Raw genomic sequence first — 22,729 nt, 5'->3', positions numbered from 1 at the left:
CCGGAGTGATGGAGGGTCAGGCACCGCGGCCGGTGAGGGCCGGTCCGGTGAGGGCCGGTCGGGTCAGGCGCCGGGGCGGGCGGGGGGTCGGTCGGGGGTCAGGCGCCGCGGCGGATGCGGCCCGCGTACAGCGCCTCCAGGCGGAGGTTGCGCTCGTCGCCTTCGGGGACGTTCGCCGACAGGTAGACGGGCGGCACCTCGCCGGCTTCGAGCAGGTTGCGTACGGTCTGCGTGACCACGAGCTGGGCCAGCAGCGCGGAGGTGATCGTGGAGACGGCGCCGGTGGCGCCTCCGTCGGGCAGGGGCAGCACGGCGTCGCCGTAGGGCGCGTGGTTGTCCAGGACGACGTCGGCCAGGTCGGCGAGCTTGCGGCCCGAGGGGTGACGGGACGCGACGGCTTCGCTGTGAGTGCGCGAGGTGATCGCGATCAGGTCGTGACCGCGCTCCTTGACGAGGGTGGCGAGCTCGACGACGACGCCGTTCACGCCGGAGTTGGAGATGATGACGAACAGGTCCTGCTGCTGGACGGGGGCCAGGTCGAGGATCTGGCGGGCGACGGCGGGGTCGCGTTCGAGGTCGTAGCGGTCCAGCTCGGAGGCGGGGGCGTCGCCGTAACGGACGATGTCTCTGAGCGCGAGCCGGTTGGTGGGCACGAGGCCGCCCGCGCGCCCGGCGATCTCCATGGCCACGGCCTCGGAGTGGCCTGAGCCGAACGCCTGGATGACACCGCCGCCGGTCAGCGCCTTGGTGAACAGGTCGGCGGCGCGGGAGATCTCGGGGTCTTCGGGGATCGTCCGTACGAGGCGGGCGATGTGTTCCACGAAGTCCTGCGGATTGACAGTCATATATCCCCTTCTGGCAGGCGATGTCCGGCGACCGCGCGGACGGTCACGTCGAACGCCTGCTTCGTCCGTTCATAGGTGCGCTGCGCCACCGACACGTACACGACGTCCAGCACCAGCAGCTGCGAATGGATCGCGGCGAACCCCTCGGAGCGGAAGCTGGTCGCCCTGCTGGCCGTGGTGAGCACCAGCTCGGCCACCTCGGCGAGCGGCGAGCGCGGCTGCGAGGTGACGGCGACGGTGATCGCGCCGTGGCTGCCGGCCTCCGCCAGCACCTCGATGACCTCGCGCGTCCTGCCGCTGTGGGAGATGCCGATCGCCACGTCGCCCTGCCCGAGCAGCGCCGCGTCCGTCAGCGCGGCGTGCGCGTCGGACCTGCTCCACGTCGGTACGCGCATCCGCTGCAGCCGGTACTCCATCTCGCTGGCCACCGCGGCGCTGCTCGACACCCCGAACAGCAGCACCCGCCCCGCCCTGGCCACGGCCTGCGCGACCTTCTCGACCACGGCCAGGTCGAGCTGGTCGCGGGTCTCCTGGATGAGCCGGATGTCGTTTCCGGAGACCACGCCGAGCACGCGTTCGAGGCTGTCGTCGGGCAGGATCTCCTGGCCGATGTCGGTCTCCCACGTCTGCTGCGCCACCCGGCCCGACTCGGTGGCGATGGCCACCCGCAGCTCGGCGTACCCGGCGAAGCCGAGCGCCCGGCAGAAGCGGGTGATCGTGGCGGTGGACGTCCCGCTGCGCTCGGCGAGGTCGACGATGGTCAGCCGGACGGTCTCGCCCGGCGCCTCGAGGATGGCGTCCGCCACCTTGCGCAGCGCCTCGGGCAGGTCGGGCCGGTCGGCTCTGATGCGGTTGAGGAGGTCCACGCGGTGATAATTATGCTCACCACCCGCCTCCGTCAAGGCCATCGGGTGATAATTCTTGTCACCAGGTGAGCAGTGCGGCGCTTCCGTAGCTGCCGCCGAAGCCGGTCACGAGCGCGGTCCCGGCGCCCGCGCGCAGCTCGCGTACGGCCTGGGCCACGTTGTTCAGGCCGTGCACGTAGCCCTCCGACAGCAGGCCGCCGTGCGGGTTCACCCAGGCGTGCCGGCGCTCCAGCAGGTACGCCCCCAAGTCCCCCCGCTCGACCAGCCCGAAGTCCTCGAGCTGGCGGGGCACCAGCCACGAGTACGCGTCGTAGGGCAGCATCGCGTCCACGTCGCGCGGCTTCATGCCGGACGCCTCCCACAGCATGGGGGCCACGTACGCGGAGAAGATCGCCGTCACGTCGGCGGCGCGGTCCATCGCGGAGCAGCCCGGCCCTCCCCCGCGCACCACGGCCCGGACCCTGGGCCCGCCGAGTGCGCCGCTGACCAGCAGGGCGCAGGCGCCGTCGGTCTCCTGGCAGCAGTCGGCCGTGCGCAGGGGCGTGCAGACGTACGGGCGGGCGAGGTAGCCGTCGAGGGTGAGCGGCTCGCGGCGCAGCGCCCTGGGGTTGCCCGCGCCGTTCCGCCTGGACTGGTCGACGACGGCGTGCAGGTGCTCGGCGGTCAGGCCGGTGTCGTGCAGGTAGCGGGTGGCGGCCAGGGCGAACATCGGGATCGGGCCGGCCATCCCGTACGTGAACTCCTCCTGCGGCCCGGTGCTGACCGCGTTCATGCGCCTGCCTGAGCGGCCGTTGAGCGCCCGGTAGACCAGCACGTGGCGGGCCAGGCCCGCCTCGATGAGCAGCGCCGCGTCCCCCAGGATCGAAGCCGCCTGCGTACCGCCGCCCGCGATGTCGTTGTGCCAGCCGAGCCGCTCGATCCCGAGCGCCCTGGCGACCTGGACGACGGGCGCGGAGTCGTTCATGTGGTAGCTGAGCAGCGCGTCCACCTCGCGCGGCGCGACGCCCGCGTCCGCGCAGGCGGCCCGGCACGCCGCCGCGGCCAGCTCGCGCTCGCTCCGCCCCGACCGCCTGCTGAGCGCCGTCATCCCCACGCCCGCCACGGCCGCACGTCCCGCGAAGGGCCGCATCCACCCTCCTCCGCTCCGACCCAGGCCAGGCTAGCGCTTGCTTGGGACAGTGAAAAGAGATGACTGCGGAACTTCACGAAAGCTGTCCGGTCTTGTAATACGGAGGTGCGATCTACCGATAGCTCATCATCATCACGCCGAGGTGAGCGATGGATCTACGCTATGTCCGGTACGCCATGGCGATCGCGCGGGCGGGCAGCCTCCGACGGGCCGCCGCCGCCCTGCACATCGCTCAACCCACGCTGTCCGAGCAGCTCAGGGCACTGGAGAAGGAGATCGGGGTCGAGCTGTTCAGCCGCTCGTCGAGCGGGGTGCAGCTGACCGAGGCGGGCGAGGCGTTCCTGGCGCAGGCCACGGTCGCCCTCGACGCCTTCGAGCGCGCGGTCGTCGCCGCGCGCGGCAAGGGCACGACGGCCCGCCTGGGCGTCGCCGACGGGCTCGCCGACGTCGTCGCCCGGCTGCTGTCCCAGCTGCACACCGGCCGCTTACGCGTCGCGCCGATGGGCACCGCCGAGCAGATCGTCTCCATCGCCGACGGCACCCTGCAGGCCGGGCTCGGGTACGCGCCCGGCTCGCTGCCCCGGGGCGTGGCGCGCATGCTGGTCCACCGCTTCCCCGTACGCGCCCTGCTGCCCCGCGAGCACCACCTGGCCGAGCACGACGCCGTGTCGCTGGCCGACCTCGCCGGCGAGCCGCTGCTGATGCCGGAGTCGGACGCGGTGGCCGGAGCCCGCCGGTTCCTGGAGGGCTTCGTCCGCCACGGCCTGCATCCCCGCCTGGGCCCTGCCGCCGCCACCCACGACCTGGTGATCACGATGGTCGGGGAGGGCGCCGGTTACGCGCTCTGCGTCCATGAGGGCACCACCGTGCCGGACTCGGTGATGTTCGTCCCGGTCAAGGAGGACACGCCGCCCATCGAGGTGGTCTTCCTCTGGAACCGCCAGGCCGACGTGCACGAGCTGGTGAGCGCCGCACGGCATCTCGCACGATCTGGATAGTACTATTATCCAATAATGCGCATCTCCGAACTCAGCGCCAAGTCCGGCGTGGCGATCCCGACGATCAAGTACTACCTGCGCGAGGGCATGCTGCACCAGGGTGAGCAGACCGCCGCGACCAGGGCCGAGTACGACGAGACGCACCTGCGCAGGCTCCGCATGATCCGCGCCCTCCTCGAGGTCGGCCGGCTCTCCGTCGCCTCCATCAAACAGGTGATCGCCGCCGTCGAGGACGAGTCCCTGCCCACCCACCGCGTCCTCGGCACCGCCCACTACGCCCTCAGCCCCGCCGTGGACCCTGAGCAGACCGAGGAGTGGCGCTCGGCCCGCACCCTGGTGGACGACCTGATCACGCAGCTCGGCTGGGACATCACGGAGGAAGCCCCCACCCGCGACGAACTCGCCCAGACCATCGTCAGGATGCGCCAGCTCGGCCTGTCCATCGACCTGGCCCCGTACGTGGAGGCGGCCCGCAGGCTGGTGTCGGAGGTGGAGATGGACATGATCCCCTACGACGGCCCCCGCGACGCCGCCGTGGAGGCCATGGTCCTCGGCACGGTCCTGTACGGCCGCGTGCTCGACACCTTGCGCCGCATGGCCCACGAATCAGAGTCGGCCCGAAGGCTCACCCCCTGACAAGGACCGCCCCTCTCACACCGCCGCGGACAGTTGCCATGCGGTCACGCGAAGCGGTAATCAAGCGGAATGCGCAGCGAGGACGAAGTGGCCGGGCTCGATGCCATGATGGCGCGCATCGCCCAGGTGCGGGGGGCGGTTGAGGGGCGGGTGAAGAGGCGCTTCGGGCGGTGCCGCGGCATGCGTACGCGCCGGTGCGGGGGTTCGTCGCGCCCGAGGACGGGCGGGCGCCGTTTCTGATCGACCGGGACGCCGACCCCGAGCCGACCCGGCCGTCGCGGAGGTGGCGGCGAAGAACCTGGCCGAGGCGGGCGTCCGGCCGCGGCTGGTCGTCGGGGACGGTGCTCAGGGGGCGGCGGGTGGACCGTACGATCGCGTGCACGTCACCTGTGCGGTGCGGAGCGTGCCGTACGCGTGGGTGGAGCGGTGCAGGCCGGGTGGGGTGATCGTGACGCCCGTGCGGACGGGCGTCGGCGAGGGGCACGTGCTGCGGCTGGTGGTGATGCCGGACGGCACCGCGCACGGCCGTTTCCGCGAGTACGCCGACTACATGGTCATGCGGTCGCAGCTGGGCGCCGGGTGAGGACGCGTACACGCTGTACGAGCTGAGCGCGACCGCCCGGTGTGGACGGAGGTCACCGATGCCTACTTCCGGTGGGTGCGCTGGGGTGAGCCGGGGCGCGTCCGTTTCGGGATGACCGTCACTCCCGACGGGCAGCGCGTCTGGCTGGACAGCTCGGAGCGCGTGATCGGTTAGATCAGCTCGTTGGCGCGCAGCACCTGGACGGCGTGCACGGTGGCCGCGCCGCGCCACTCCATGGAGCCGGCGGGTGAGAAGCGGGCGTAGTCGACCACCCAGCCGCCGTCGTCCTGCTGCTCGCCGGCCAGCCTGACCAGGTCGGCGGCGATCACGGCGGGGTCGAACAGGGCTCGGGCGGGGCTGCCGGGGTACGGCGCGAAGTCCAGCGGCCGCAGGGCCTCGTCGGCGGTGCCGCCCTCCACCGGGACCCTGCCGTCCTCCGGGATGTACGCGCCGAGCCGTTTGAGCAGGTCGGCGGCGGCGGGGTGGCGGTCGTGGACGGCGTCGAGGAAGCGGACGGCGAAGGACAGCACGTACGCGTACGGTCGCTCCTCCATGGCGCGGATGGCGTCGATGCAGTAGCGAGTGGCCCGCTCCAGCCAGGGGTGCTCGGCCACCGCCCGGTCGTGGGCGGCCACCCGGTGGGCGACGGCCGCCGTGACGGCGGTGATCTGCAGCGACGAGGAGGTGGAGTCGGCGCCCGCCCACCACGTCGCGGTGCCGGTGGAGACCCCGACCGGCAGGGCGAAGGGCAGGCCGCCGTCGGGCAGCGTCACGGATGCCAGCCAGTCGCACAGGGCCGCGGCGTGCGGCGAGGTGACGGGACCGGCCTCCTCGAAGACCTCGAAGGCGTGCAGGGCCGCGCCCGGCTGGCTCTCCGGCGAGCGCAGGTCGGGCTCGAGGCCCCAGCCGTAGCCGCCGTCGGGGTTGCGGTAGGCGTCGAGTGCGGCGAGTGCGCCCGTCGCGTCCTCCTCGCCCATGAGCAGGCCGTAGCGGCGGCGGTCGAGGACGCGGGCGTGCCCGGCCATGAAGCCGGGGACGGCGGACAGATTCACGTTCATGCCTGTCATCCTGCCCAGCCCGCCACCGGCCGGTCTTGTAGGTATCGGACACGCCGCCGGTGCGAGCATGGGGGCATGCGGGAAGAGCGGGCGCGGGAGATGTTCGCTGGGCAGCCGGTGGCCAGGATGGCGCGGCTGGCCGAAGACGGGACGCCGCGGATCGTGCCCATCACGTTCGCGCTGCTCGACGGCGCCATCGTGACGGCCGTCGATCACAAGCCCAAGACGACCATGCGGCTCGGCCGGCTGCGCGACATCGCCCGCGACCCCGCCGTCAGCGTGCTGGCCGATCACTACGAGGACGACTGGGCGCGGCTGTGGTGGGTGCGCGCCGACGGCACGGCCGAAGAGGCGGACGACCCGGGAACCCGCGAGCGGGCGCTGGCCGCCCTCGCCGCCAAGTACGCCCCGTACCGGGAGCGCCCGCCCGCCGGCGCCGTCATCCGCATAGAGGTGACCCGCTGGAGCGCGTGGGCGGCTAGTCCCTGACCGTGACCGGGCGTTTCAGCAGCCACAGCGCGGCGCGCTGGAGCAGCGTCCTGTGCACCTCGTTGTCGTACGACCTGGTGTCGTGGCCGAGCGCGTCGTACAGGACCCGCCCCCTGCGCACCGGCCTGGCCCACACCAGGGGCTGGCCGCTCGCCGACGAGGCCAGCGGCCGGACGTCGGGCAGCACGTCGAGGTCGCTGTAGACCTCGTCCACCACGTCGAAGTCACGCAGGCCGTCCACGACCGGATGCCCGCCGTGCACCCGCACGCCCGTCCAGCCGAGCGGCGGGTGGTGCGACTTGGGCCAGACCCAGCAGCCGCCGAGCACGCGCGGCCAGCCCTGCCAGTCGTCGAAGCAGATCGCCGCCGAGTGCATGCAGAGCAGCCCGCCGCCCTGGTCGAGATGGTCGAGCAGGGTGGCCCGCGCGCCGGCCGGCAGGGTGAAGCGCCACTGGTCGCGCAGGCCGGCGAAGCGGTCCTGGGTCATCTGCCAGCGCAGCGCGTTGACGGTGATGAGCTGGAACTCCGACGGCTCGCTGAGCGCTCCCGCGATGTCCTCGGTGATCTCCGACTCGACCCCCACCTCGGCGAGCACCTCCGCGAGCGCGGCCGATGTGGCGGCGAAGTCGTGGAACAGGCCTCCAGAAAGGATGAGATTTCTCGCCACCCGCCCAGCCCATCATGCCTGTCGCGGCATTACCACCCGTACCGGCACAGCCGTACGAGCGGCCAGGCCCGCACGATCTATAGTCGGCCGTATGGATCTCGGCATCTCGGGCAAGGTCGCCCTCGTCACCGGTGGCAGCGCGGGCCTCGGCCTCGCGGCGGCCAAGAGCCTCGCGCGGGAGGGCTGCGACGTGTGCGTCAGCGCCCGCGACCCGGAGAAGCTCGCGGACGCGGTGGTGGAACTGCAGGAGTTCGGCAAGGTCGTGCACGCGGTGCTGGCCGACGTGGAGGATCCGGCCGCCGCCCGGCGGGTGGTCGAGGAGACGCGCGACGTGCTCGGTCCCGTGGACATCCTGGTGGCCAACGCGGGCGGGCCCAGGCCGGGCCGGTTCGACGAGGTCGGGCTGGACGACTGGGACGCCGCCGTCCAGCGCAACCTGCTCGGCATGGTCCGGCTGATGCACGCGGTGCTGCCGGAGATGCGCTCGCGCGGCTGGGGCCGGATCGTCACCATCACCGGCAGGTCGGCCCGCGAGGTGATCGACGGGCTCGCGCTGTCCAACGCCATGCGTACGGCCGTCGCGGGCGTGGTGCGCACCCTGGCCCGCGAGGTGGGCGACGAGGGGGTGCTGGTCAACAACGTGATGCCGGGGCCCATCGAGACGGAGCGGCTGCGTCAGCTGGCCGGCGACGAGGCGGCGCTGCGCGAGCGCGGCGCGGGCGTGCCGGTGGGGCGGGTCGGGCGGCCCGAGGAGGTGGGCGACGTGGTGGCGTTCCTGGCCAGCGAGCGGGCGTCGTACGTGAACGGGGTGTCGCTGCTGGTGGACGGCGGGGAGGCCAGGGTCATCGCCTGAGCAGGGTGCCGACGACGGCGGCGGCCCACTCCTCGTCGCCGTGGCCGGGCAGGTCCACGAAGCGGGCCAGGTTGGCCCGGTGGAAGCAGGCGCCCATGAGCATCGACGCCGCCGCGTCCGCGTCCAGAGCGGCGTCGACGCGGCCGGCGCGCTGCTCGTCCCGCAGGACGCCGGCCAGCACCTGGATCGGCACGTGCGGCCCGGAGCCCCGTTCGGCCAGCAGGGCGCGGAACCCGGTGATCAGCGCCGGGTCGCCGAGCAGGCCGCCGGCGATGCCCTGGGCGCGGGTGTAGAAGCCCAGCGCGGCCAGCGTGAACGTGACGAGGTTGGCGCGCAGGTCGCCCCGGCCGACGGCGGCGCGCAGCTCCTCCAGCGCCGGGCCCAGCGCCGGCATGCGCTCGATCACCACGGCGAGGAACAGCTCCTCCTTGCCGACGAAGTGCTTGTAGAGCAGCGCCTCGGAGCACGCCGCCTGTTTCGCGATGCGCTTGGTGGTGGCCCCCGAGATGCCGAACTCCTGAATCGCCTGCTCAGCGGCGTCGATGATGCGTTCACGGGTGCCCATCCGCCCATGATATGAGCGGTGTCTCGCCCATACCCGAGCACATGACATCCTTCCTAGTAGGAGCGCAGGAAAGGGCGAATCGCATGGACAAGCCGGTCATCGTGACGGTGGATGACGATCCAGGCGTCTCGCGGGCGGTCGCCCGTGACCTGAGACGCCGTTACGGGCAGGAGTATCGGATCGTCCGCGCCGAGACGGCGAGGGACGGCATCGACGCCGTACGCGAGATGCGGCTGCGCGGCGACGAGATCGCGGCGATCCTGGCCGACTACCGCATGCCCCAGATGAACGGCGTGCAGTTCCTCGAAGCCGCCATGGACCTTTATCCCTACGCGCGCCGCGTGCTGCTGACCGCCTACGCCGACACCGACGCGGCCATCCAGGCGATCAACGTGGTCGACCTCGACCACTATCTGCTGAAGCCGTGGGACCCGCCGGAGGAGAAGTTCTACCCGGTGATCGACGGGCAGCTCGACGCCTGGCTGCGCACCGACCGGGTCGAGCGCTCTGAGCTGCGGGTGGTGGGCGACCGGTGGTCGGCGCCGTCGTACAAGGTGCGCGACTTCCTGGCCCGCAACCACGTGCCGTACCAGTGGCTGCTGGCCGACGACCCGGAGGGCGCGCAGCTGGTGAAGGCGGCGGGCGACGACTGCCATCTGCCGCTGGTGGTGACGGCCGACGGCACCACGCTGGAGTCGCCCGACCAGGCGACGCTGGCCGCGGCGGTGGGGCTGTCCACGACGCCGGCGACCGACTTCTACGACCTGATCGTGGTGGGCGGCGGGCCGGCCGGGCTCGGGGCGGCCGTGTACGGCGCCTCTGAGGGGCTCAACACCGTGCTGGTGGAGGCGTACTCGTCGGGCGGGCAGGCGGGCCAGAGCTCCCGCATCGAGAACTACCTGGGCTTCCCCGACGGCGTCTCGGGTCAGCAGCTGGCCGACCGGGCGCGCAGGCAGGCGCTGAAGTTCGGGGCCGAGCTGCTGACCCCGCGCAAGGTGAGCAGCCTGGAGGCGCGCGGGCAGGCGCGGGTGGTCGGGTTCAAGGACGGCGGGGAGATCGCGGCGCACGCGGTGATCCTCGCGACCGGCGTCACCTACCGGCGGCTGGAGGCTCCGGGCCTGGAGGACTTCGTGGGCCGCGGCGTCTTCTACGGCGCCGCGCTGACCGAGGCGCCCTCGTGCAAGGACACCGAGGTGTTCATCGTCGGCGCGGCCAACTCGGCCGGGCAGGCGGCCGTCTACCTGTCGGGATTCGCGAGCAAGGTCCATTTGTTGGTGCGGGGTGACGGTCTGGAGAAGTCCATGTCCCACTACCTCATCGAGCAGATCGCCGCGCTGCCCAACATCGAGGTGCACCTGGGGACCCAGGTGGCCGGCGCGGCCGGCGACAGTCATCTGGAGCGGCTCACGCTGTCCACCAAGGGCGAGGAGCGCACGGTGGACGCGCAGTGGTTGTTCGTGTTCATCGGGGCCCGGCCGTACACCGACTGGCTGGGCGAGACGATCGAGCGGGACGCGCGCGGGTTCGTGCTGACGGGGCCCGACCTGGTGCAGAGCGGCCAGCGGCCGCGCAACTGGCCGCTGCGGCGGGAGCCGTACTACCTGGAGACCAACGTGCCCGGGGTGCTGGCCGCGGGCGACGTGCGCGCCGAGTCGATCAAGAGAGTGGCCTCCGCCGTCGGCGAGGGCGCCATGGCCGTCGCGCTCGTGCACCGCTACCTGGAGAAGCAATGATCGACATCGACGAGCTCCGCAAGCTGTTCCTGTTCGAGCGCCTCAGCGACGAGCAGCTCTCCAAGCTCGCGGCCAGCGGCCGCGTGCAGACCTACGCCCAGGACGAGGACGTCGTCCGGCAGGGCGAGCCCGCCGAGTGCTTCGCGGTGCTGCTGGAGGGCGAGATCCAGATGATCAGCGAGACGGTCAGCGCCGGCACCGTCGCGATGCCCCGCACCTCCCAGCCCGGCGTGTACGGCGGCGCCACCGCCGCCTACCTCGGCGACCGCGCCCCGCTCACCTACCAGCACACGCTGCGCGCGACGGCGCCGTCGCGGATGTTCATGCTGCCGGCCAAGAAGTTCGCCTACATCGTGGCCGAGTGGTTCCCGATGGCGATGCACCTGCTCGACGGGCTGATGTCGGGCGGGCGGATGCAGCGCGAGATCATCGACAGGCGGCAGCGGCTGACCGCGCTCGGCACGATCACCGCCGGGCTCACCCACGAGCTGAACAACCCGGCCGCGGCGGCCGTGCGGGCGGTGGGCGAGCTGCGCTCGTTGATCGCCGGGTCGCGGCTGCAGCTGGCCCAGCTCGCCGAGGACGGCATCCCGCCGGAGAAGCTGCGGGCGCTGATCGAGGCGCAGGAGGCGTGCACGAGCAGGCTGGGCGAGCAGCCGCAGCGCTCACCGCTGGAGATCTCCGACGCCGAGGACGAGCTGGGCGAGGCCCTTGAGGAGATCGGCGTCGAGGACGCGTGGGACCTCGCGCCCGCCCTGGTCAGCGCCGGTTTCTCCGGCGATGACCTGCAGAAGGTGTGCACGAAGGTCGGCGAGGAGCACACCCCGAAGGCGCTGCACTGGTTGTCGGAGGCCGTGGAGATCGCGCAGATGCTCAACGAGGTGGCCGAGGCGACCGAGCGCATCACCACGCTCATCCGCTCGGCCAAGCAGTACTCCCAGATGGACCGGGCCCCGTTCCAGCAGGCCGACGTGCACGAGCTGCTCGACAGCACGATCGCGATCTTCCGCGGCAAGATCCCGCCCGGCATCACCGTGGTCACCGACTACGACCGCACGCTGCCGGAGATTCCCTGCTACGCGGGCGAGCTCAACCAGGTGTGGACGAACCTCATGCACAACGCGCTCGACGCGATGGGGCAGGAGGGCACGCTGACGATCCGCACGGCGTACGACGAGGACGAGGCCATCGTGGAGATCGGCGACACCGGTCACGGCGTGGCCGAGGAGATCAAGGACCGCATCTTCGACCCGTTCTTCACGACCAAGACCGTGGGCGAGGGCACGGGGCTGGGGCTGGACATCTCGTACCGGATCGTGGCGGGCCGGCACGGCGGCGAGATCAAGGTCCGCTCGACTCCGGGCGACACGTGGTTCGAGGTACGCCTGCCGCTGCGTGAGCCCGCCGCCACTGGCTGAGTTTTTACCCTGACTTGTCAGGACGTCTTCTGACCGCATGTAATGGGTGACCGAAATGCGGAAAGGAGATGACCCGGTGGCGACCCCCGAGACGATGACGGGATCGCGTTCGCTGAACGCGCTGCTCACGATGCTCGGGGGGATAGAGCGGCTGGGGAACCGGCTGCCGCATCCGTTCTGGCTGTTCGTCATCCTGAGCGTGCTGCTGTCGCTGCTGAGCTGGGCGCTCGCGGCGGCCGGGGTTTCGGCCGTCAACCCGGCCACGGGCGAGACCGTCGCGGCCAAGAACCTGCTGTCCGTCGAGGGCGTGCGGATGATGGTCGGCGACGCGATCGAGAACTACACCTCGTTCCCGCCGCTCGGCACGATCCTCGTCGTCATGCTCGGCGTCGCCGTCGCGGAGCGGTCCGGGCTGCTGGCCGCGGTGCTCCGCTCCGGCGTGTCACGGGTGTCGCCGCGGTGGGTGACGTTCGCGCTGTCGTTCACCGGGATGGTCGCGCACGTGGCCTCCGACGCCGCGTACGTGGTGCTCATCCCGCTCGGCGCGCTGGCCTTCCGGGCCGTCGGGCGCAGCCCGATCCTCGGCATCGTGGTGGCGTTCGTGTCGATCTCGGCCGGTTACGACGCCAGCCCCGTCGTCACCCCCGTGGACGCCATCCTGTCCGGCCTGACCACCGCCGCCGCCCACACGATCGACCCCGGCTACACGGTCACGCCGCTGGCGAACTACTTCTTCTCGCTCGTGTCGTCCGTCGTGCTGGCCGCCGTCATCACGCTGGTGACCGAGCGGGTGCTGGCCCGCCGTGTCGAGTCGATCCCCGTGGACCCCGACGCCGACGAGGACGACCTCGGCTCGCTCAGGCTGACCCCCGAGGAGCGGCGGGGGCTGCGGGCCGCGCTGATCACGCTCGTGGTGTTCGCCGCCGCACTGACGGCCGCCGTCCTGCCCTCGGGGTCGCCGCTGCGCGGTGAGGGCGGCAGCATCGTGCAGTCGCCGCTGCTCACCTCGATCGCCATCTTCCTCGGCCTCGCGTTCCTGGCCGTCGGCTGGGCGTACGGCAGGGCCGCCGGCACCGTCACCCGCAGCGGCGACATCCCCGGCTTCATGGTGCACGGCGTACGCGAGATGGCGCCGATCCTCGTGCTGTTCTTCGCGATCTCGCAGTTCCTCGCCTACTTCAAGTGGACCGGCATCGGCCAGATCCTGGCCATCGACGGCGCCGGGCTGCTGAAGTCGGCCGGGGTGAGCGGCTCGGTCGTCTTCCTCGGCATCCTGCTCGTGGTCACCGTGATCAACCTCGTGGTGACCAGCGGGTCGGCCCAGTGGGCGCTCGTCGGCCCGGTGTTCGTGCCCATGCTGATGCTGCTGGACATCCCGCCCGAGTACACCCAGGCCCTCTACCGCATCGCCGACTCCTGCACCAACGCGATCACCCCGATGAGCCCCTATTTCGTGATGGCGCTCGGCTTCCTGCAGCGTTACCGCCGCTCGGCCGGCATCGGCACGCTGGCCTCGATGACGATCCCGCTCGCGCTCACCCTGCTCGTCGTCTGGACGCTGCTGTTCTACGTCTTCTGGTGGCTTGGCGTGCCGCTCGGCCCCGGAGCCCCCGTCCCCTAGTACAACCCGTTGGAAGGATTCTCGTGTTGATCACCGACTGGACCCGGCAGGCCCTGCCGGCCATGCTCGACGACCTCAGGGCCGTGGTGGAGCTGGAGACCAACAGCTACGACAAGGCCATGCTGGTCAAGGGGCTGCGGGCGATCAGGGCGAGAGTGGTCGGCCACCTGGGGACACCGGACGACGAGATCCTGCACGAGGGCGGCCAGCACGGCGACGTCCTTGAGCTGTTCTACGAGGGCACCGCGCCCGGCACGATCCTCATGCTCAGCCACTACGACACGGTCTGGCCCACCGGCACGCTCAAGAGCTGGCCGTTCACCGTCGTCGAGGGCAAGGCGACCGGGCCCGGCGTGTTCGACATGAAGACCGGGCTCGTCCAGTCGATCTGGGCGCTGCGCGGGCTGCGCGAGCTGGGCCTGCCGCACCCGAGCGTGCGCTTCCTGTTCAACGGCGACGAGGAGATCGGCAGCCCGGCCTCCCGCGAGCACATCGAGGCGGCCAGCGAGGACGCGCTGGCCACCCTCGTCTTCGAGGCGTCGCTGGACGGGGCGCTCAAGACCGCGCGCAAGGGCGTCGGGCTGTTCAACGTGAGCGTCACCGGGGTGGAGGCGCACGCGGGGCTTGACCCGTACGCGGGGGCGAACGCCATCCACGCCCTGGCCGAGCTGGTCACCACGCTCACCGGGGCCGGCTCCCGCGAGCGCGGCACCACCGTCAACGTCGGCCTCATCAGCGGCGGCACCGGCCGCAACGTCACCGCGGGCCGCGCCACGTGCGGCATCGACGTCCGCGTGACCGACCCGGCCGAGATGGGCCGCATCGACGACGTCTTCGCCGGGCTGCACGCCTCCGACCCGCGCGTCACGATCTCCGCCACCGGCGAGTGGAACCGGCCTCCGATGGTCCAGAACGCCGCCTCGCAGCGGCTGTTCAAGGAGGCGCAGGGGGTGGCGACCGGCTTCGGCTGGGGCCTCGACCAGGCGTCGGTGGGCGGGGCCAGCGACGGCAACTTCGTCTCGGCCCTGGGCCGCCCGGTCCTCGACGGCATGGGCGCCGTCGGCGACGGGGCCCATGCGCGCCACGAGCATGTCCTGGTCGAGCACATCCCCGAGCGCACCGCCCTCACCATGGGCCTGATCACCGCCCTGGCGTAGGTCACCTCTTCGCGGCAGGTCCGCTGGAAGCCCCTGTGATACGCTCCCAAGCGAGCGCTTGGTTTTCCGTTGAGGGGCGGCCGCCGTATGAAGTTCTCGACCTTCCACCTCTTCCACCGCTTCGACGGGCAGAGCTTCAAGGACGTCTACGACTACCACCTGGAGCTCATCGAGCTGGCCGAGGAGCTGGGGTTCGACGGGGTGCGGCTGGCCGAGCACCACTTCCGCGACTACGGGGTCGCGCCCAACCTGTTCACCGTGCTCGCCCACGCCGCCGCCCGCACCGAGCGGCTACGGCTCGGCACCGGCATCGTGGTGCTGCCCCTGCACAACCCCGTGCACGTCGCCGAGGAGGCGGCGCAGGTGGACGTGCTGTCCGGCGGCCGGCTCGAACTCGGGATCGGGCGGGGGTACCAGAGCTACGAGTTCGAGGGGTTCGGGGTCGACCTGGCGGAGGCGCGGGACCGCTTCAACGAGGCGCTCGAGGTCATCGTCGGGCTCTGGACGCGGGAGTCGTACCAGCACGAGGGGAAGTTCTACCGGACCGGCGCCGAGGTGTCGCTGGTGCCGCGCCCGCTGCAGGACCCGCACCCGCCGCTGCACGTCGCGGCCGTCTCGCCGGAGACCGTCACCATGTACGCCGAGCGCGGCCTGCCCATCCTGGCCGACCCCGCGGCCCCGTTCCGCAAGGTCGTCAAGGCGGCCGGGACCTGGCGGGAGACGGCCGCGCGGGCCGGGCATCCGGCGGCGGAGGCCGAGCTGGTGGTGGCGCGCAGCGTGTACGTCGCCCCCACCCTGGAGCAGGCCCGCGCCGACCAGGAGAGGTTCGAGGCGTCGTTCGACCGCTCGCGCATCTTCAACGAGCGCAGCGCCCCCATCGACCCGCGCACCGGACGGGCCGCGCAGGGCTTCGAGTACTACCAGGACCGCTACCTCAAGGGCGGCACCGTCTCGCCGGACTTCCGCTGGGAGCAGCTGGAGGTGATCGGCGACCCGGCCCGGGTGATCGAGCAGGTCGCGCTGCTGCGCGACGCCGGGTTCGGCAACCTCCTGTGCGACTTCGGCAGCACCCGGCCGATGCCGCTGGAGGACATGAAGCGGGTCATGCGCTTCTTCGCGACCGAAGTCATGCCGGCCTTTGGAGGCGGACGATGATCCACAGCCTGACCCTGTCCGACGTCCTCGCCGAGCACGCCCGCAGCAGGCCGCAGGTCACGGCCGTGGTGGACGGCGAGGTCCGGCTCACCTACCCGGAGCTGGACGAGCGCGTCTCCCGGCTGGCGGCGGCGCTCGACGGTCTCGGCGTCGGGGCCGGTGACCGGGTGGTGTGGCTCGGGCAGAACGCGTACGCGGTGCTGGAATTGCTGCTCGCCTGCTCCCGGCTGGGCGCGGTGCTGTGCCCGGCGAACTGGCGGCAGTCGCTCGACGAGCTGCGGTTCGTGCTCGGCGACCTGGCGCCGGCCGCGGTCGTGTGGGAGCCGTCCGACGTCACCACGGCGCTGCGCGACGAGGCGGGCGGCGCGTGGGTGCGCGCGGGCGAGGAGTACGAGCGGCTGATCGCGGGCGCAGCGCCGAGGGACTTCGCGCAGGTCAGTGATGCCGATCCGGTCCTGGCCCTCTACACGGCGGCCTTCTCAGGACGTCCGAGCGCCGCCCTGCTCAGCAGCGCGGCGCTGCTCGCGCACGCCACCACCCTGCTCGTGCTCCGGCGGATGGAGCCCGGCTTCACCTTCCTCAACAACGGGCCGCTCTTCCACGTCGGGACGATGATGTTCTGCCTGGCGACGTTCCAGATCGGCGGCACGAACGTCTTCACCCCCGCCTTCGGCCCCGAGGAGGTGTGCCGGCTGATCGACGCCGAGCGGGTGACGCAGGCGTTCCTGTTCGGGCCGATGATCGACGCCGTCGCGAAGGCGAACGCGGGCGGCAAGTACGACCTGTCCTCGCTGCGCTTCATCGCCCACTCCGCCGAGTGGGACGACATGATCACCGTGGACGACTCCCCGTGGTGCCGCTCGAAGATGGGCGGGTACGGGCAGACCGAGGTGGGCGGGATGCTGACCTTCCTCGGGCTGGCGGAGGGCGGGGCGGGGCCGGCGGGGCGGCCTTCGCCGCTGACGCAGGTGCGGATCATGGCGCCGGACGGGAGCGAGGTGCCGGTCGGGGAGGTCGGGGAGATCTGCGCCCGCGGCAAGACCCTCTTTTCCGGATATTTCGCCCGGCCAGACTTAAATGCCGAAAAGTCGCGGTACGGCTGGCACCACACCGGCGACCTCGGCCGCCGCGAACCCGACGGCACCATCACCTTCATCGGCCCCAAGCTACGCATGATCAAGTCGGGCGCCGAGAACATCTACCCCGCCGAGGTCGAACGCGCGCTCAAGACGCACCCCGCCGTGGCCGACGCCGCCGTCATCGGCGTCCCCGACCCCGAATGGCACCAGACGGTCAAGGCCGTCGTGTCCCTGAAGCCGGACGCCACCGCCACGGAGGACGACCTGATCACGCACGTGAGGAGCCTGCTGGCGGCGTACAAGCGCCCGCGCCACGTCACGTTCGCGGACACGATCCCGAAACGCGGCTTCACCCCCGACTACGACGCCCTGGACGAGGCACACGGCGGCGGCAACTACCCGGGCGCCTGACGTTCACCCGGCGGGCCGGGGCAAGGGGAGGCCGGCTTCGAGGTGGGAGAGGGCGCGGTCGAGTTCGGTGGTCGCGTCTATGGAGGGGTCGTTCACCCACTCCAGCCAGACGCCCATGATGACCCCGACGATCGCGCCCGTGACGTCGCGCAGCTCAGGGTCGTCGGCGGGGCGGCCCTCGCGTTCGGCGAGCGCGTCGCGCAGCTTCTTGAGCACGCCGGTGACGTTGCCGAGGGTGGCCGCCCACAGCTCGGGCACGGTGAGCATGAGCCGCTCGCGTTCGAGGCCGTCGATGCGCTCCTCGGCCGTCTGCCCCTCCAGGACGGCCCGCATCGCCAGCCGTACGGCGGCCACCGGCCCGGCCTCGGGCGGCACCCCGCGCAGTGCCTCCATGAACGGCGGGAACTGGTCGACCATCACCAGCTCCTCCTTGGTGGCGAAGTAGCGGAAGACGGTGCTGGTCGCCACCTCGGCGGCCGCGGCGACCTGCTCGACGGTGGTCGCGGCGTAGCCCTGCTCGCGGAACAGCCGCAGCGCCTCCTTCTGGATGAGCGCCCGCGTCCTGGCCTTCTTCCGCTCGCGCAGCCCCGGTCGGTCGGTCATGACTCCGCATTCTCGGCGATCCGGCATGCCGCGTCCAATTGCTAGCGAACTCTCAAATGAGAGTCTACTCTCAAAATATGCGACTTCCCCTCGAACGAGACCCGCAGCACCCCTTCGACCCGCCCGCCGGGCTGCGCGGCCTGCCCCCGATGACCAGGCTGGAGCTGGCGGACGGCCACCTGGGCTGGCTGGCCACCACGCACGAAGCGGCCAGGACGGTGCTGGCCGACCCGCGCTTCAGCGCCCGCCAGGACCTGCGGCGCGCCGCCGTGAGAGCCACCGTGCCCCCGGGAGCCGCGCCGCCCCCGGGCTTCTTCGTGGCGATGGACCCGCCCGCGCACACCCGCTACCGGCGGCTGCTCACCGGCCGGTTCACGGTCCGCAGGATGCGGCTGCTGGAGCCGCGCATCGAGCGCGTCGCCGCCGACCACCTGGACGCGATGGCCGCCGCGGGGCCGCCGGCCGACCTGGTGCCGGCGTACGCGCTGCCGATCCCGTCGCTGGTCATCTGCGAGCTGCTCGGGGTGCCGTACGCCGATCACGACTTCTTCCAGGACCGCAGCACCCGCCTGGCGCTGCCCGGCCGGGACGCGCAGGGGGCGACGGCGGACCTGGCCGCCTACCTCACCGAGCTGGTCGGCCGCAAGCGCAAGGAGCCGGGCGACGACCTGCTCAGCGAGCTGACCGGCGAGTTGACCGACGAGGAGGCGACGAACGTGGCCCTGATCCTGCTCGTCGCCGGACACGAGACCACCGCGAACATGATCGCCCTCGGCGTGTTCGCGTTGCTGCACGAGGGCCTGGCCTACGAGGAGGACGCCGCGGCGGGCGCTGAGGAAGAGCTGCTGCGCTGGCTCTCGGTGGTGCACCTAGGCGTCCCTGCGCGGGCGGCGCTGGAGGACGTGGAGGTGGCCGGGGTGACCGTGCGCAAGGGCGAGACGGTCGCGCTGTCGCTGCCGGCGATCAACCGGGATCCGGCGATGTTCGAGGACCCGGAGGCGCTGCGGCTCGACCGGGCGGAGGCGCGGCGGCATCTGGCGTTCGGGCACGGCGTGCACCAGTGCCTGGGCCAGCAGCTCGCCAGGATCGAGATGCGGATCGGCTACCGGGCGCTGTTCGGCAGGTTCCCCGATCTGCGGCTGGCCGTGCCCGCCACCGAGGTGCCGCTGCGCACCGACGCGGCCGTGTACGGCGTCGCGAGCCTGCCCGTCACCTGGATCACAGGATCGCCAGCGGGCTGAGCGGGCTGCCGGTGCCGCCCTCGATCCGCAGCGGGGCCGCGACGAACACGAAGTCCGTACGTCCCCTCGCCGCCAGCTCCTCCAGCCACACCATCTCGATCAGGTGGATGCCGTGCCGGTGCAGGAGCAGCAGGTGCAGGTCGTCCTCGACGGGCTCCTGCGACATGCCGCGCCCGTCGAGCCCGCCGACGGCGGCGTTGTCGCAGGCCACGGCGGCCACGTCGTGACCGGCCAGCCAGCGGCCCGCCTCGGCGGACAGACCCGGCTGGCCCGACCAGTACTCCTCGCGCGACCGCTCCCACACCAGCGGCCAGCCCGTACGCACCACCGCCACGTCACCGGGGCGCGGCGTGGCGATGGCGGCCAGTTCGCCGGCCGAGACGCGGTGCTCGGCGGGCAGGTGGCCGAGCCCCAGGTGACGGGGCACGTCGAAGAGCACGCCTCTCGCCACCACGCCGCCCGCGTGCTCGATGCCGCACCTCGTGGCGCCGTACGAGCGGACGCGGGCGGCCGGGTGGCCGTTGTAGAGCTCGTCGCCCGACCACATGTGGCACAGCGCGTCCATGTGGGTGGTCGTGCCGTGGTGGCTGACGAGCAGGGCGTCGTCGGCCACCCGCAGGCCGGGGCCGATGGGGCGGGCGCCGGCCGCGTAGTCGCCGCCGTCCACGCTCATGAAGTGCTGCGGCAGCGGGCGGCCGGGCAGGTGCGGGACGGTGCCGGGCGCGGGCGACGAGGTGGCGCCCCTGATGGGCAGGGCCAGGTTCAGCACCTCGCCGGTGGTGGCGCTGCGCAGGGCGTCGAGCACCACGGACGGGGTGAGCAGGTTGAGGGTGCCGCGCTGATCGTCTGGGCCGAATCGTCCCCAATTGTTAGGCTCGTGGATCACGTAAGCACTCCCTTTCCCCGCTGGAGGTCCGATGTACTGCGACCCGCGCTTCGCCCGCGTACGCGAGGTGTTCGAGCGGCACTTCGCCGACGGCGAGGAGCTGGGCGCGGCCTTCGCCGTCTACCTGGACGGCGAGCCGGTGGTGGACCTGTGGGACGGCGTCGCCGACCGGCACACCGGGCGCCCCTGGGAGCGCGGCACCCCCGTCTTCGCCTACTCCTGCACCAAGGCGGTCACCGCGGCCGTGCTGCTGCGGCTCGCCGAGCAGGGCCGCCTCGACCTGGCCGCGCCGGTCGCGGACGTGTGGCCCGAGTTCGCCGCCGGGGGCAAGGGGTCCGTGACGGTCGAGCACCTGCTCAGCCACCAGGCCGGGCTGCCGGTGGTGGAGGAGGAGGTGCCGGTGGAGGAGTTCGAGGACCAGCCGGCGATCGCGGCGCGGCTGGCCGGGCAGCGGCCGCTGTGGGAGCCGGGGACGGCGCACGGGTACCACGCGCTGACGTACGGGTTCCTGCTCGGCGAGGTGGTCAGGCGGGTGACGGGTAAGTCCGTGGGCGAGCTGGTGGCGGCCGAGATCGCGGGGCCGCTGGACCTGGAGCTGTGGGTGGGCGCGCCCGATACGGTGATCGAGCGTACGGCGCGGCTCAAGGCCGGCGAACGCCCCCGCCGCGACCCCGCAGAACAGCCCGCGGAACAGCCCGCGGAACAGCCCGCCCAGACCGGGCCCGCCGCACAGCCCGGGCCCAGGACCGGGATGCGGATCGTCGAGACCGGGAACCGGACGCAGGACGTGCTGGCCGAGGTGCAGCGGGCCGCGCTCGACCCCGCGAGCCTGATGAACAGGGCGCTCGGCAACCCCGCCATGCACCGGCTCAAGGGCGGCGCGAACCATCCGGTGATCCTGCGCGCCGGCTGGCCGGCGGCGGGGCTCGTCACCACCGCGCGGGGCCTGGCCGGGTTCTACCGGGGGCTGATCGCCGGTGACCTGCTGCGCCCCGAGACGCTGCGGGACGCGCTGCGCCCCCGCGTGCACGGCCCCGACAAGGTGCTGCTGCTGAACACGTCGTTCGGGCTCGGGTTCATGCGGCCGTCGCTGACGTTCCTGATGCCGTCGAAGACCGCGTTCGGCCATTCCGGGATGGGCGGCGCGATCGGGCTCGGCGACCCGGAGCGCGGTCTCGCGATCGGCTACGTGATGAACAGGATGGCCGACGCCCTGACCGGCAACCTGCGCGGGATGCGGCTGGTCCAGGCCGTCTACGACTCGGTGTAGGCGCATGGCGGTGGTCAGTGCATGGTCACGCCGCCGCTCACCGACAGGATCTGCCCGGTGATGTACGCGGCGCGTTCCGTGCACAGGTAGGCGACCAGCCCGGCGACGTCGGCGGGGGTGCCGAGGCGGCGCAGCGGGATGCCGCGGGCGATCTTGTCGACCAAGCCGGGCTCCGCCTCCGCCACCCGGCGCAGCATGGGGGTGTCGGTGGGGCCCGGGCAGACCACGTTGGAGGTGACGTTCGCCCTGGCGGCCTCCCTGGCCAGTGTCTTGGCCAGGCCGAACAGCCCGGCCTTGGTGGCCGCGTACGCGCCCTCGCCGCCCGAGCCGGCCCGCGCGCCGTCGGAGGAGACGAACACCAGCCGTCCCCATCCCCCCGCCGTCATGCCCGGCAGCAGCAGCCTGGTCAGCAGCATCGGGCCGCGCAGGTTGACCCGCCACATGAGCTCCCAGTCGGCGGGGTCGCTCTCGGTGAACGGCCGCACGATCGACACCCCGGCGTTGTGCACGAGGACGTGCACCTCCCCCACGGCCGCCGCGAACGCGGAGACCGACTCGGGCACGGCGAGGTCCACGCGGAGCGCCCGCGCGTCCGGCAGCCCGGCGGCCGCTTTCGACGCCCCCGGCAGGTCCACGTCGGCCAGCACCACGCGGGCGCCGAGCGCGGCCAGGTCGGCGCCGATGGCCGCGCCGATCGCCCCCGCCCCGCCGGTGACGACCGCGACCCGCCCGTCCAGCCGCAGTCCCTCCATCACGTCCACTCCTCGACCAGGCCGACGGTCGTCGTCCGGGTGGCCAGCAGGCTGATCGTGTGCTTGAGCACCGCCCGCGCGTACTCCTCCGGGACGCCCGCGACGGCGTCGGTCACCACGCGTACCCGGTAGCCCAGGTTGACCGCCTCCAGCGCCAGGCCGGGGATGCCCAGGTTGAGCGAGACGCCGACCGCGACCACCTCGGAGACGCCCAGCGAGCGCAGCGTCATGTCCAGGGAGGTCCCGGTGAACGGGGAGAAGCCGTGGTGGCGGCGGCTCTCCAGGTCGCCGGGGTCGAGCAGTTCGGGCAGCACCTCGGTGGCGGGGGCGCCGTCCAGCATGTGGGCCGGGTCCTTGAGCAGGGAGACGATGAACGGGCAGTTGCCGGTGTGGGAGCCGGCCCGGTCGGGGCGGAACGCGGCGGTGCAGTGGATCACCGGCAGGCCCGTCCGGCGGGCGGCCTGGAGCAGGCGGGCGGCGTTGGCGATCACGTCGTGCCGGTCGCACGCCGCCACCAGATCCGGAAATTTCGTGAGATCGCCGACGACGCCCCGCTGCATCTCCATCACCAGCACCGCCACGCGCTCCACCGGCGACCTCCACCCGTTGTTTAGCCGAGCGCTTGCTTGGTACGCCGCTCAGCATAACACCGGCACATCCCGCCATCTCCGATTAACGCGGGGCGAAATATCTCCGGTCGTGACAACCCGAACC

At 72.2% G+C, this 22,729-nt stretch carries 23 protein-coding genes; 13 read left to right on the top strand and 10 right to left on the bottom strand.

From position 1 onward, the window contains the following. Positions 1-98: 98 nt before the first annotated feature. From AB0K28_RS39735 to AB0K28_RS39725, 3 genes are read right to left on the bottom strand one after another with little or no spacing between them, the layout of a single operon-like run. Positions 99-845: an SIS domain-containing protein gene (locus tag AB0K28_RS39735; RefSeq protein WP_364380493.1), complete on the bottom strand. Its 747-nt coding sequence runs from the start codon at positions 843-845 to the stop codon at positions 99-101. After that, positions 842-1,711, bottom strand: coding sequence for a MurR/RpiR family transcriptional regulator (locus AB0K28_RS39730; RefSeq protein ID WP_345398446.1), 870 nt, complete (start codon positions 1,709-1,711; stop codon positions 842-844). Before AB0K28_RS39730 ends, AB0K28_RS39735 begins: the two co-directional genes overlap by 4 nt. 58 nt (positions 1,712-1,769) lie before the next feature. Further along, positions 1,770-2,840: an acetyl-CoA acetyltransferase gene (locus AB0K28_RS39725; RefSeq protein WP_364380490.1), complete on the bottom strand. Its 1,071-nt coding sequence runs from the start codon at positions 2,838-2,840 to the stop codon at positions 1,770-1,772. A 149-nt stretch (positions 2,841-2,989) separates the two neighbouring features. On the opposite strand from AB0K28_RS39725, the gene AB0K28_RS39720 reads away from it, so the two are divergent. The 3 genes from AB0K28_RS39720 (at position 2,990) to AB0K28_RS39710 (ending at position 5,057) form a co-directional block, all read left to right on the top strand. Then, positions 2,990-3,838, top strand: coding sequence for a LysR family transcriptional regulator (locus AB0K28_RS39720; RefSeq protein ID WP_345398434.1), 849 nt, complete (start codon positions 2,990-2,992; stop codon positions 3,836-3,838). A gap of 15 nt (positions 3,839-3,853) precedes the next feature. Then, on the top strand, positions 3,854-4,474 hold the full coding sequence (locus AB0K28_RS39715) for a MerR family transcriptional regulator (protein WP_364380487.1): 621 nt from the start codon (positions 3,854-3,856) through the stop codon (positions 4,472-4,474). Between the two features lie 283 nt (positions 4,475-4,757). Continuing rightward, positions 4,758-5,057 (top strand): hypothetical protein, encoded by a 300-nt coding sequence (locus AB0K28_RS39710; protein ID WP_364380484.1) that lies wholly within the window; start codon positions 4,758-4,760, stop codon positions 5,055-5,057. 170 nt (positions 5,058-5,227) lie between these two features. On the opposite strand, the gene AB0K28_RS39705 is transcribed toward AB0K28_RS39710, so the two are convergent. Beyond that, a complete protein-coding gene (locus AB0K28_RS39705) occupies positions 5,228-6,115 on the bottom strand; it encodes a hypothetical protein (RefSeq protein ID WP_364380481.1) in 888 nt (295 codons plus the stop codon). A gap of 75 nt (positions 6,116-6,190) precedes the next feature. On the opposite strand from AB0K28_RS39705, the gene AB0K28_RS39700 reads away from it, so the two are divergent. Continuing rightward, positions 6,191-6,604: a TIGR03668 family PPOX class F420-dependent oxidoreductase gene (locus tag AB0K28_RS39700; RefSeq protein WP_345398422.1), complete on the top strand. Its 414-nt coding sequence runs from the start codon at positions 6,191-6,193 to the stop codon at positions 6,602-6,604. On the opposite strand, the gene AB0K28_RS39695 is transcribed toward AB0K28_RS39700, so the two are convergent. Continuing rightward, the gene (locus AB0K28_RS39695; protein WP_364380478.1) at positions 6,594-7,271 is read right to left on the bottom strand and encodes a ThuA domain-containing protein; all 678 of its coding nucleotides are present in this window, start codon (positions 7,269-7,271) and stop codon (positions 6,594-6,596) included. The two genes, AB0K28_RS39700 and AB0K28_RS39695, sit on opposite strands and share 11 nt — an antisense overlap. Before the next feature lie 91 nt (positions 7,272-7,362). On the opposite strand from AB0K28_RS39695, the gene AB0K28_RS39690 reads away from it, so the two are divergent. Further along, positions 7,363-8,124, top strand: coding sequence for an SDR family oxidoreductase (locus AB0K28_RS39690; RefSeq protein WP_364380475.1), 762 nt, complete (start codon positions 7,363-7,365; stop codon positions 8,122-8,124). Here AB0K28_RS39690 and AB0K28_RS39685 read toward each other — a convergent pair. After that, entirely contained in the window at positions 8,114-8,689 is a 576-nt protein-coding gene (locus AB0K28_RS39685) for a helix-turn-helix domain-containing protein (protein ID WP_364380472.1), read from the bottom strand. The two genes, AB0K28_RS39690 and AB0K28_RS39685, sit on opposite strands and share 11 nt — an antisense overlap. A gap of 83 nt (positions 8,690-8,772) precedes the next feature. Between AB0K28_RS39685 and AB0K28_RS39680 the strand changes: the two genes are divergently transcribed. The 6 genes from AB0K28_RS39680 to AB0K28_RS39655 all read left to right on the top strand — a co-directional run bounded on the left by AB0K28_RS39680 (position 8,773) and on the right by AB0K28_RS39655 (position 17,263). Next, positions 8,773-10,422, top strand: a complete 1,650-nt coding sequence (locus tag AB0K28_RS39680; protein ID WP_345398409.1) for an FAD-dependent oxidoreductase — start codon at positions 8,773-8,775, stop codon at positions 10,420-10,422. Further along, positions 10,419-11,840, top strand: coding sequence for an ATP-binding protein (locus AB0K28_RS39675; RefSeq protein ID WP_345398406.1), 1,422 nt, complete (start codon positions 10,419-10,421; stop codon positions 11,838-11,840). The genes AB0K28_RS39680 and AB0K28_RS39675 overlap by 4 nt, the downstream gene beginning before the upstream one ends. Positions 11,841-11,934: 94 nt before the next feature. Further along, the gene (locus tag AB0K28_RS39670) at positions 11,935-13,461 is read left to right on the top strand and encodes an AbgT family transporter (RefSeq protein WP_345409609.1); all 1,527 of its coding nucleotides are present in this window, start codon (positions 11,935-11,937) and stop codon (positions 13,459-13,461) included. 23 nt (positions 13,462-13,484) lie between these two features. After that, positions 13,485-14,618: a M20 family metallopeptidase gene (locus AB0K28_RS39665; RefSeq protein ID WP_364380467.1), complete on the top strand. Its 1,134-nt coding sequence runs from the start codon at positions 13,485-13,487 to the stop codon at positions 14,616-14,618. 87 nt (positions 14,619-14,705) lie between these two features. Beyond that, entirely contained in the window at positions 14,706-15,773 is a 1,068-nt protein-coding gene (locus AB0K28_RS39660) for an LLM class flavin-dependent oxidoreductase (RefSeq protein WP_364380464.1), read from the top strand. Continuing rightward, a complete protein-coding gene (locus AB0K28_RS39655; RefSeq protein WP_364380461.1) occupies positions 15,770-17,263 on the top strand; it encodes an AMP-binding protein in 1,494 nt (497 codons plus the stop codon). The genes AB0K28_RS39660 and AB0K28_RS39655 overlap by 4 nt, the downstream gene beginning before the upstream one ends. 3 nt (positions 17,264-17,266) lie before the next feature. On the opposite strand, the gene AB0K28_RS39650 is transcribed toward AB0K28_RS39655, so the two are convergent. Beyond that, positions 17,267-17,866: a TetR family transcriptional regulator gene (locus tag AB0K28_RS39650; protein WP_364380458.1), complete on the bottom strand. Its 600-nt coding sequence runs from the start codon at positions 17,864-17,866 to the stop codon at positions 17,267-17,269. A 77-nt stretch (positions 17,867-17,943) separates the two neighbouring features. Between AB0K28_RS39650 and AB0K28_RS39645 the strand changes: the two genes are divergently transcribed. After that, positions 17,944-19,107 carry a cytochrome P450 gene (locus tag AB0K28_RS39645; RefSeq protein WP_364380455.1) on the top strand — a complete coding sequence of 388 codons (1,164 nt, stop codon included), beginning with the start codon at positions 17,944-17,946 and terminating at the stop codon, positions 19,105-19,107. Here the strand turns inward: AB0K28_RS39645 and AB0K28_RS39640 are convergent. After that, positions 19,085-19,993 (bottom strand): cyclase family protein, encoded by a 909-nt coding sequence (locus AB0K28_RS39640; protein ID WP_345398391.1) that lies wholly within the window; start codon positions 19,991-19,993, stop codon positions 19,085-19,087. The genes AB0K28_RS39645 and AB0K28_RS39640 overlap by 23 nt on opposite strands. A gap of 31 nt (positions 19,994-20,024) precedes the next feature. Here AB0K28_RS39640 and AB0K28_RS39635 point away from each other — a divergent pair, with 31 nt between their 5' ends. Further along, positions 20,025-21,263 (top strand): serine hydrolase domain-containing protein, encoded by a 1,239-nt coding sequence (locus AB0K28_RS39635; protein ID WP_364380451.1) that lies wholly within the window; start codon positions 20,025-20,027, stop codon positions 21,261-21,263. A 14-nt stretch (positions 21,264-21,277) separates the two neighbouring features. On the opposite strand, the gene AB0K28_RS39630 is transcribed toward AB0K28_RS39635, so the two are convergent. Together AB0K28_RS39630 and AB0K28_RS39625 are read right to left on the bottom strand one after the other, a co-directional pair. After that, complete coding sequence (locus AB0K28_RS39630; protein WP_364380598.1) at positions 21,278-22,015, bottom strand: SDR family NAD(P)-dependent oxidoreductase; 738 nt, start codon at positions 22,013-22,015, stop codon at positions 21,278-21,280. Then, positions 22,015-22,605: an isochorismatase family cysteine hydrolase gene (locus AB0K28_RS39625; protein WP_364380448.1), complete on the bottom strand. Its 591-nt coding sequence runs from the start codon at positions 22,603-22,605 to the stop codon at positions 22,015-22,017. The genes AB0K28_RS39630 and AB0K28_RS39625 overlap by 1 nt, the downstream gene beginning before the upstream one ends. Between the last annotated feature and the right edge of the window lie 124 nt (positions 22,606-22,729).

Origin of the sequence: Nonomuraea sp. NPDC049504, from assembly GCF_040676845.1 — a bacterium.
In the GTDB taxonomy this organism is placed as follows: Bacteria; Actinomycetota; Actinomycetes; order Streptosporangiales; family Streptosporangiaceae; genus Nonomuraea; species Nonomuraea salmonea.
The sequence above is the reverse complement of the archived record's forward strand: the minus strand, read 5'-3'. Positions and strand labels throughout refer to the sequence as shown.

Bases quoted from the DNA above. Each gene is read 5' to 3' on its own strand.
- AB0K28_RS39735 (WP_364380493.1), bottom strand. From the start codon at position 845: ATGACTGTCAATCCGCAGGACTTCGTGGAACACATCGCCCGCCTCGTA.
- AB0K28_RS39725 (WP_364380490.1), bottom strand. From the start codon at position 2,840: ATGCGGCCCTTCGCGGGACGTGCGGCCGTGGCGGGCGTGGGGATGACG.
- AB0K28_RS39720 (WP_345398434.1), top strand. From the start codon at position 2,990: ATGGATCTACGCTATGTCCGGTACGCCATGGCGATCGCGCGGGCGGGC.
- AB0K28_RS39715 (WP_364380487.1), top strand. From the start codon at position 3,854: ATGCGCATCTCCGAACTCAGCGCCAAGTCCGGCGTGGCGATCCCGACG.
- AB0K28_RS39705 (WP_364380481.1), bottom strand. From the start codon at position 6,115: ATGAACGTGAATCTGTCCGCCGTCCCCGGCTTCATGGCCGGGCACGCC.
- AB0K28_RS39700 (WP_345398422.1), top strand. From the start codon at position 6,191: ATGCGGGAAGAGCGGGCGCGGGAGATGTTCGCTGGGCAGCCGGTGGCC.
- AB0K28_RS39690 (WP_364380475.1), top strand. From the start codon at position 7,363: ATGGATCTCGGCATCTCGGGCAAGGTCGCCCTCGTCACCGGTGGCAGC.
- AB0K28_RS39685 (WP_364380472.1), bottom strand. From the start codon at position 8,689: ATGGGCACCCGTGAACGCATCATCGACGCCGCTGAGCAGGCGATTCAG.
- AB0K28_RS39680 (WP_345398409.1), top strand. From the start codon at position 8,773: ATGGACAAGCCGGTCATCGTGACGGTGGATGACGATCCAGGCGTCTCG.
- AB0K28_RS39675 (WP_345398406.1), top strand. From the start codon at position 10,419: ATGATCGACATCGACGAGCTCCGCAAGCTGTTCCTGTTCGAGCGCCTC.
- AB0K28_RS39670 (WP_345409609.1), top strand. From the start codon at position 11,935: ATGACGGGATCGCGTTCGCTGAACGCGCTGCTCACGATGCTCGGGGGG.
- AB0K28_RS39660 (WP_364380464.1), top strand. From the start codon at position 14,706: ATGAAGTTCTCGACCTTCCACCTCTTCCACCGCTTCGACGGGCAGAGC.
- AB0K28_RS39655 (WP_364380461.1), top strand. From the start codon at position 15,770: ATGATCCACAGCCTGACCCTGTCCGACGTCCTCGCCGAGCACGCCCGC.
- AB0K28_RS39650 (WP_364380458.1), bottom strand. From the start codon at position 17,866: ATGACCGACCGACCGGGGCTGCGCGAGCGGAAGAAGGCCAGGACGCGG.
- AB0K28_RS39645 (WP_364380455.1), top strand. From the start codon at position 17,944: ATGCGACTTCCCCTCGAACGAGACCCGCAGCACCCCTTCGACCCGCCC.
- AB0K28_RS39635 (WP_364380451.1), top strand. From the start codon at position 20,025: ATGTACTGCGACCCGCGCTTCGCCCGCGTACGCGAGGTGTTCGAGCGG.
- AB0K28_RS39630 (WP_364380598.1), bottom strand. From the start codon at position 22,015: ATGGAGGGACTGCGGCTGGACGGGCGGGTCGCGGTCGTCACCGGCGGG.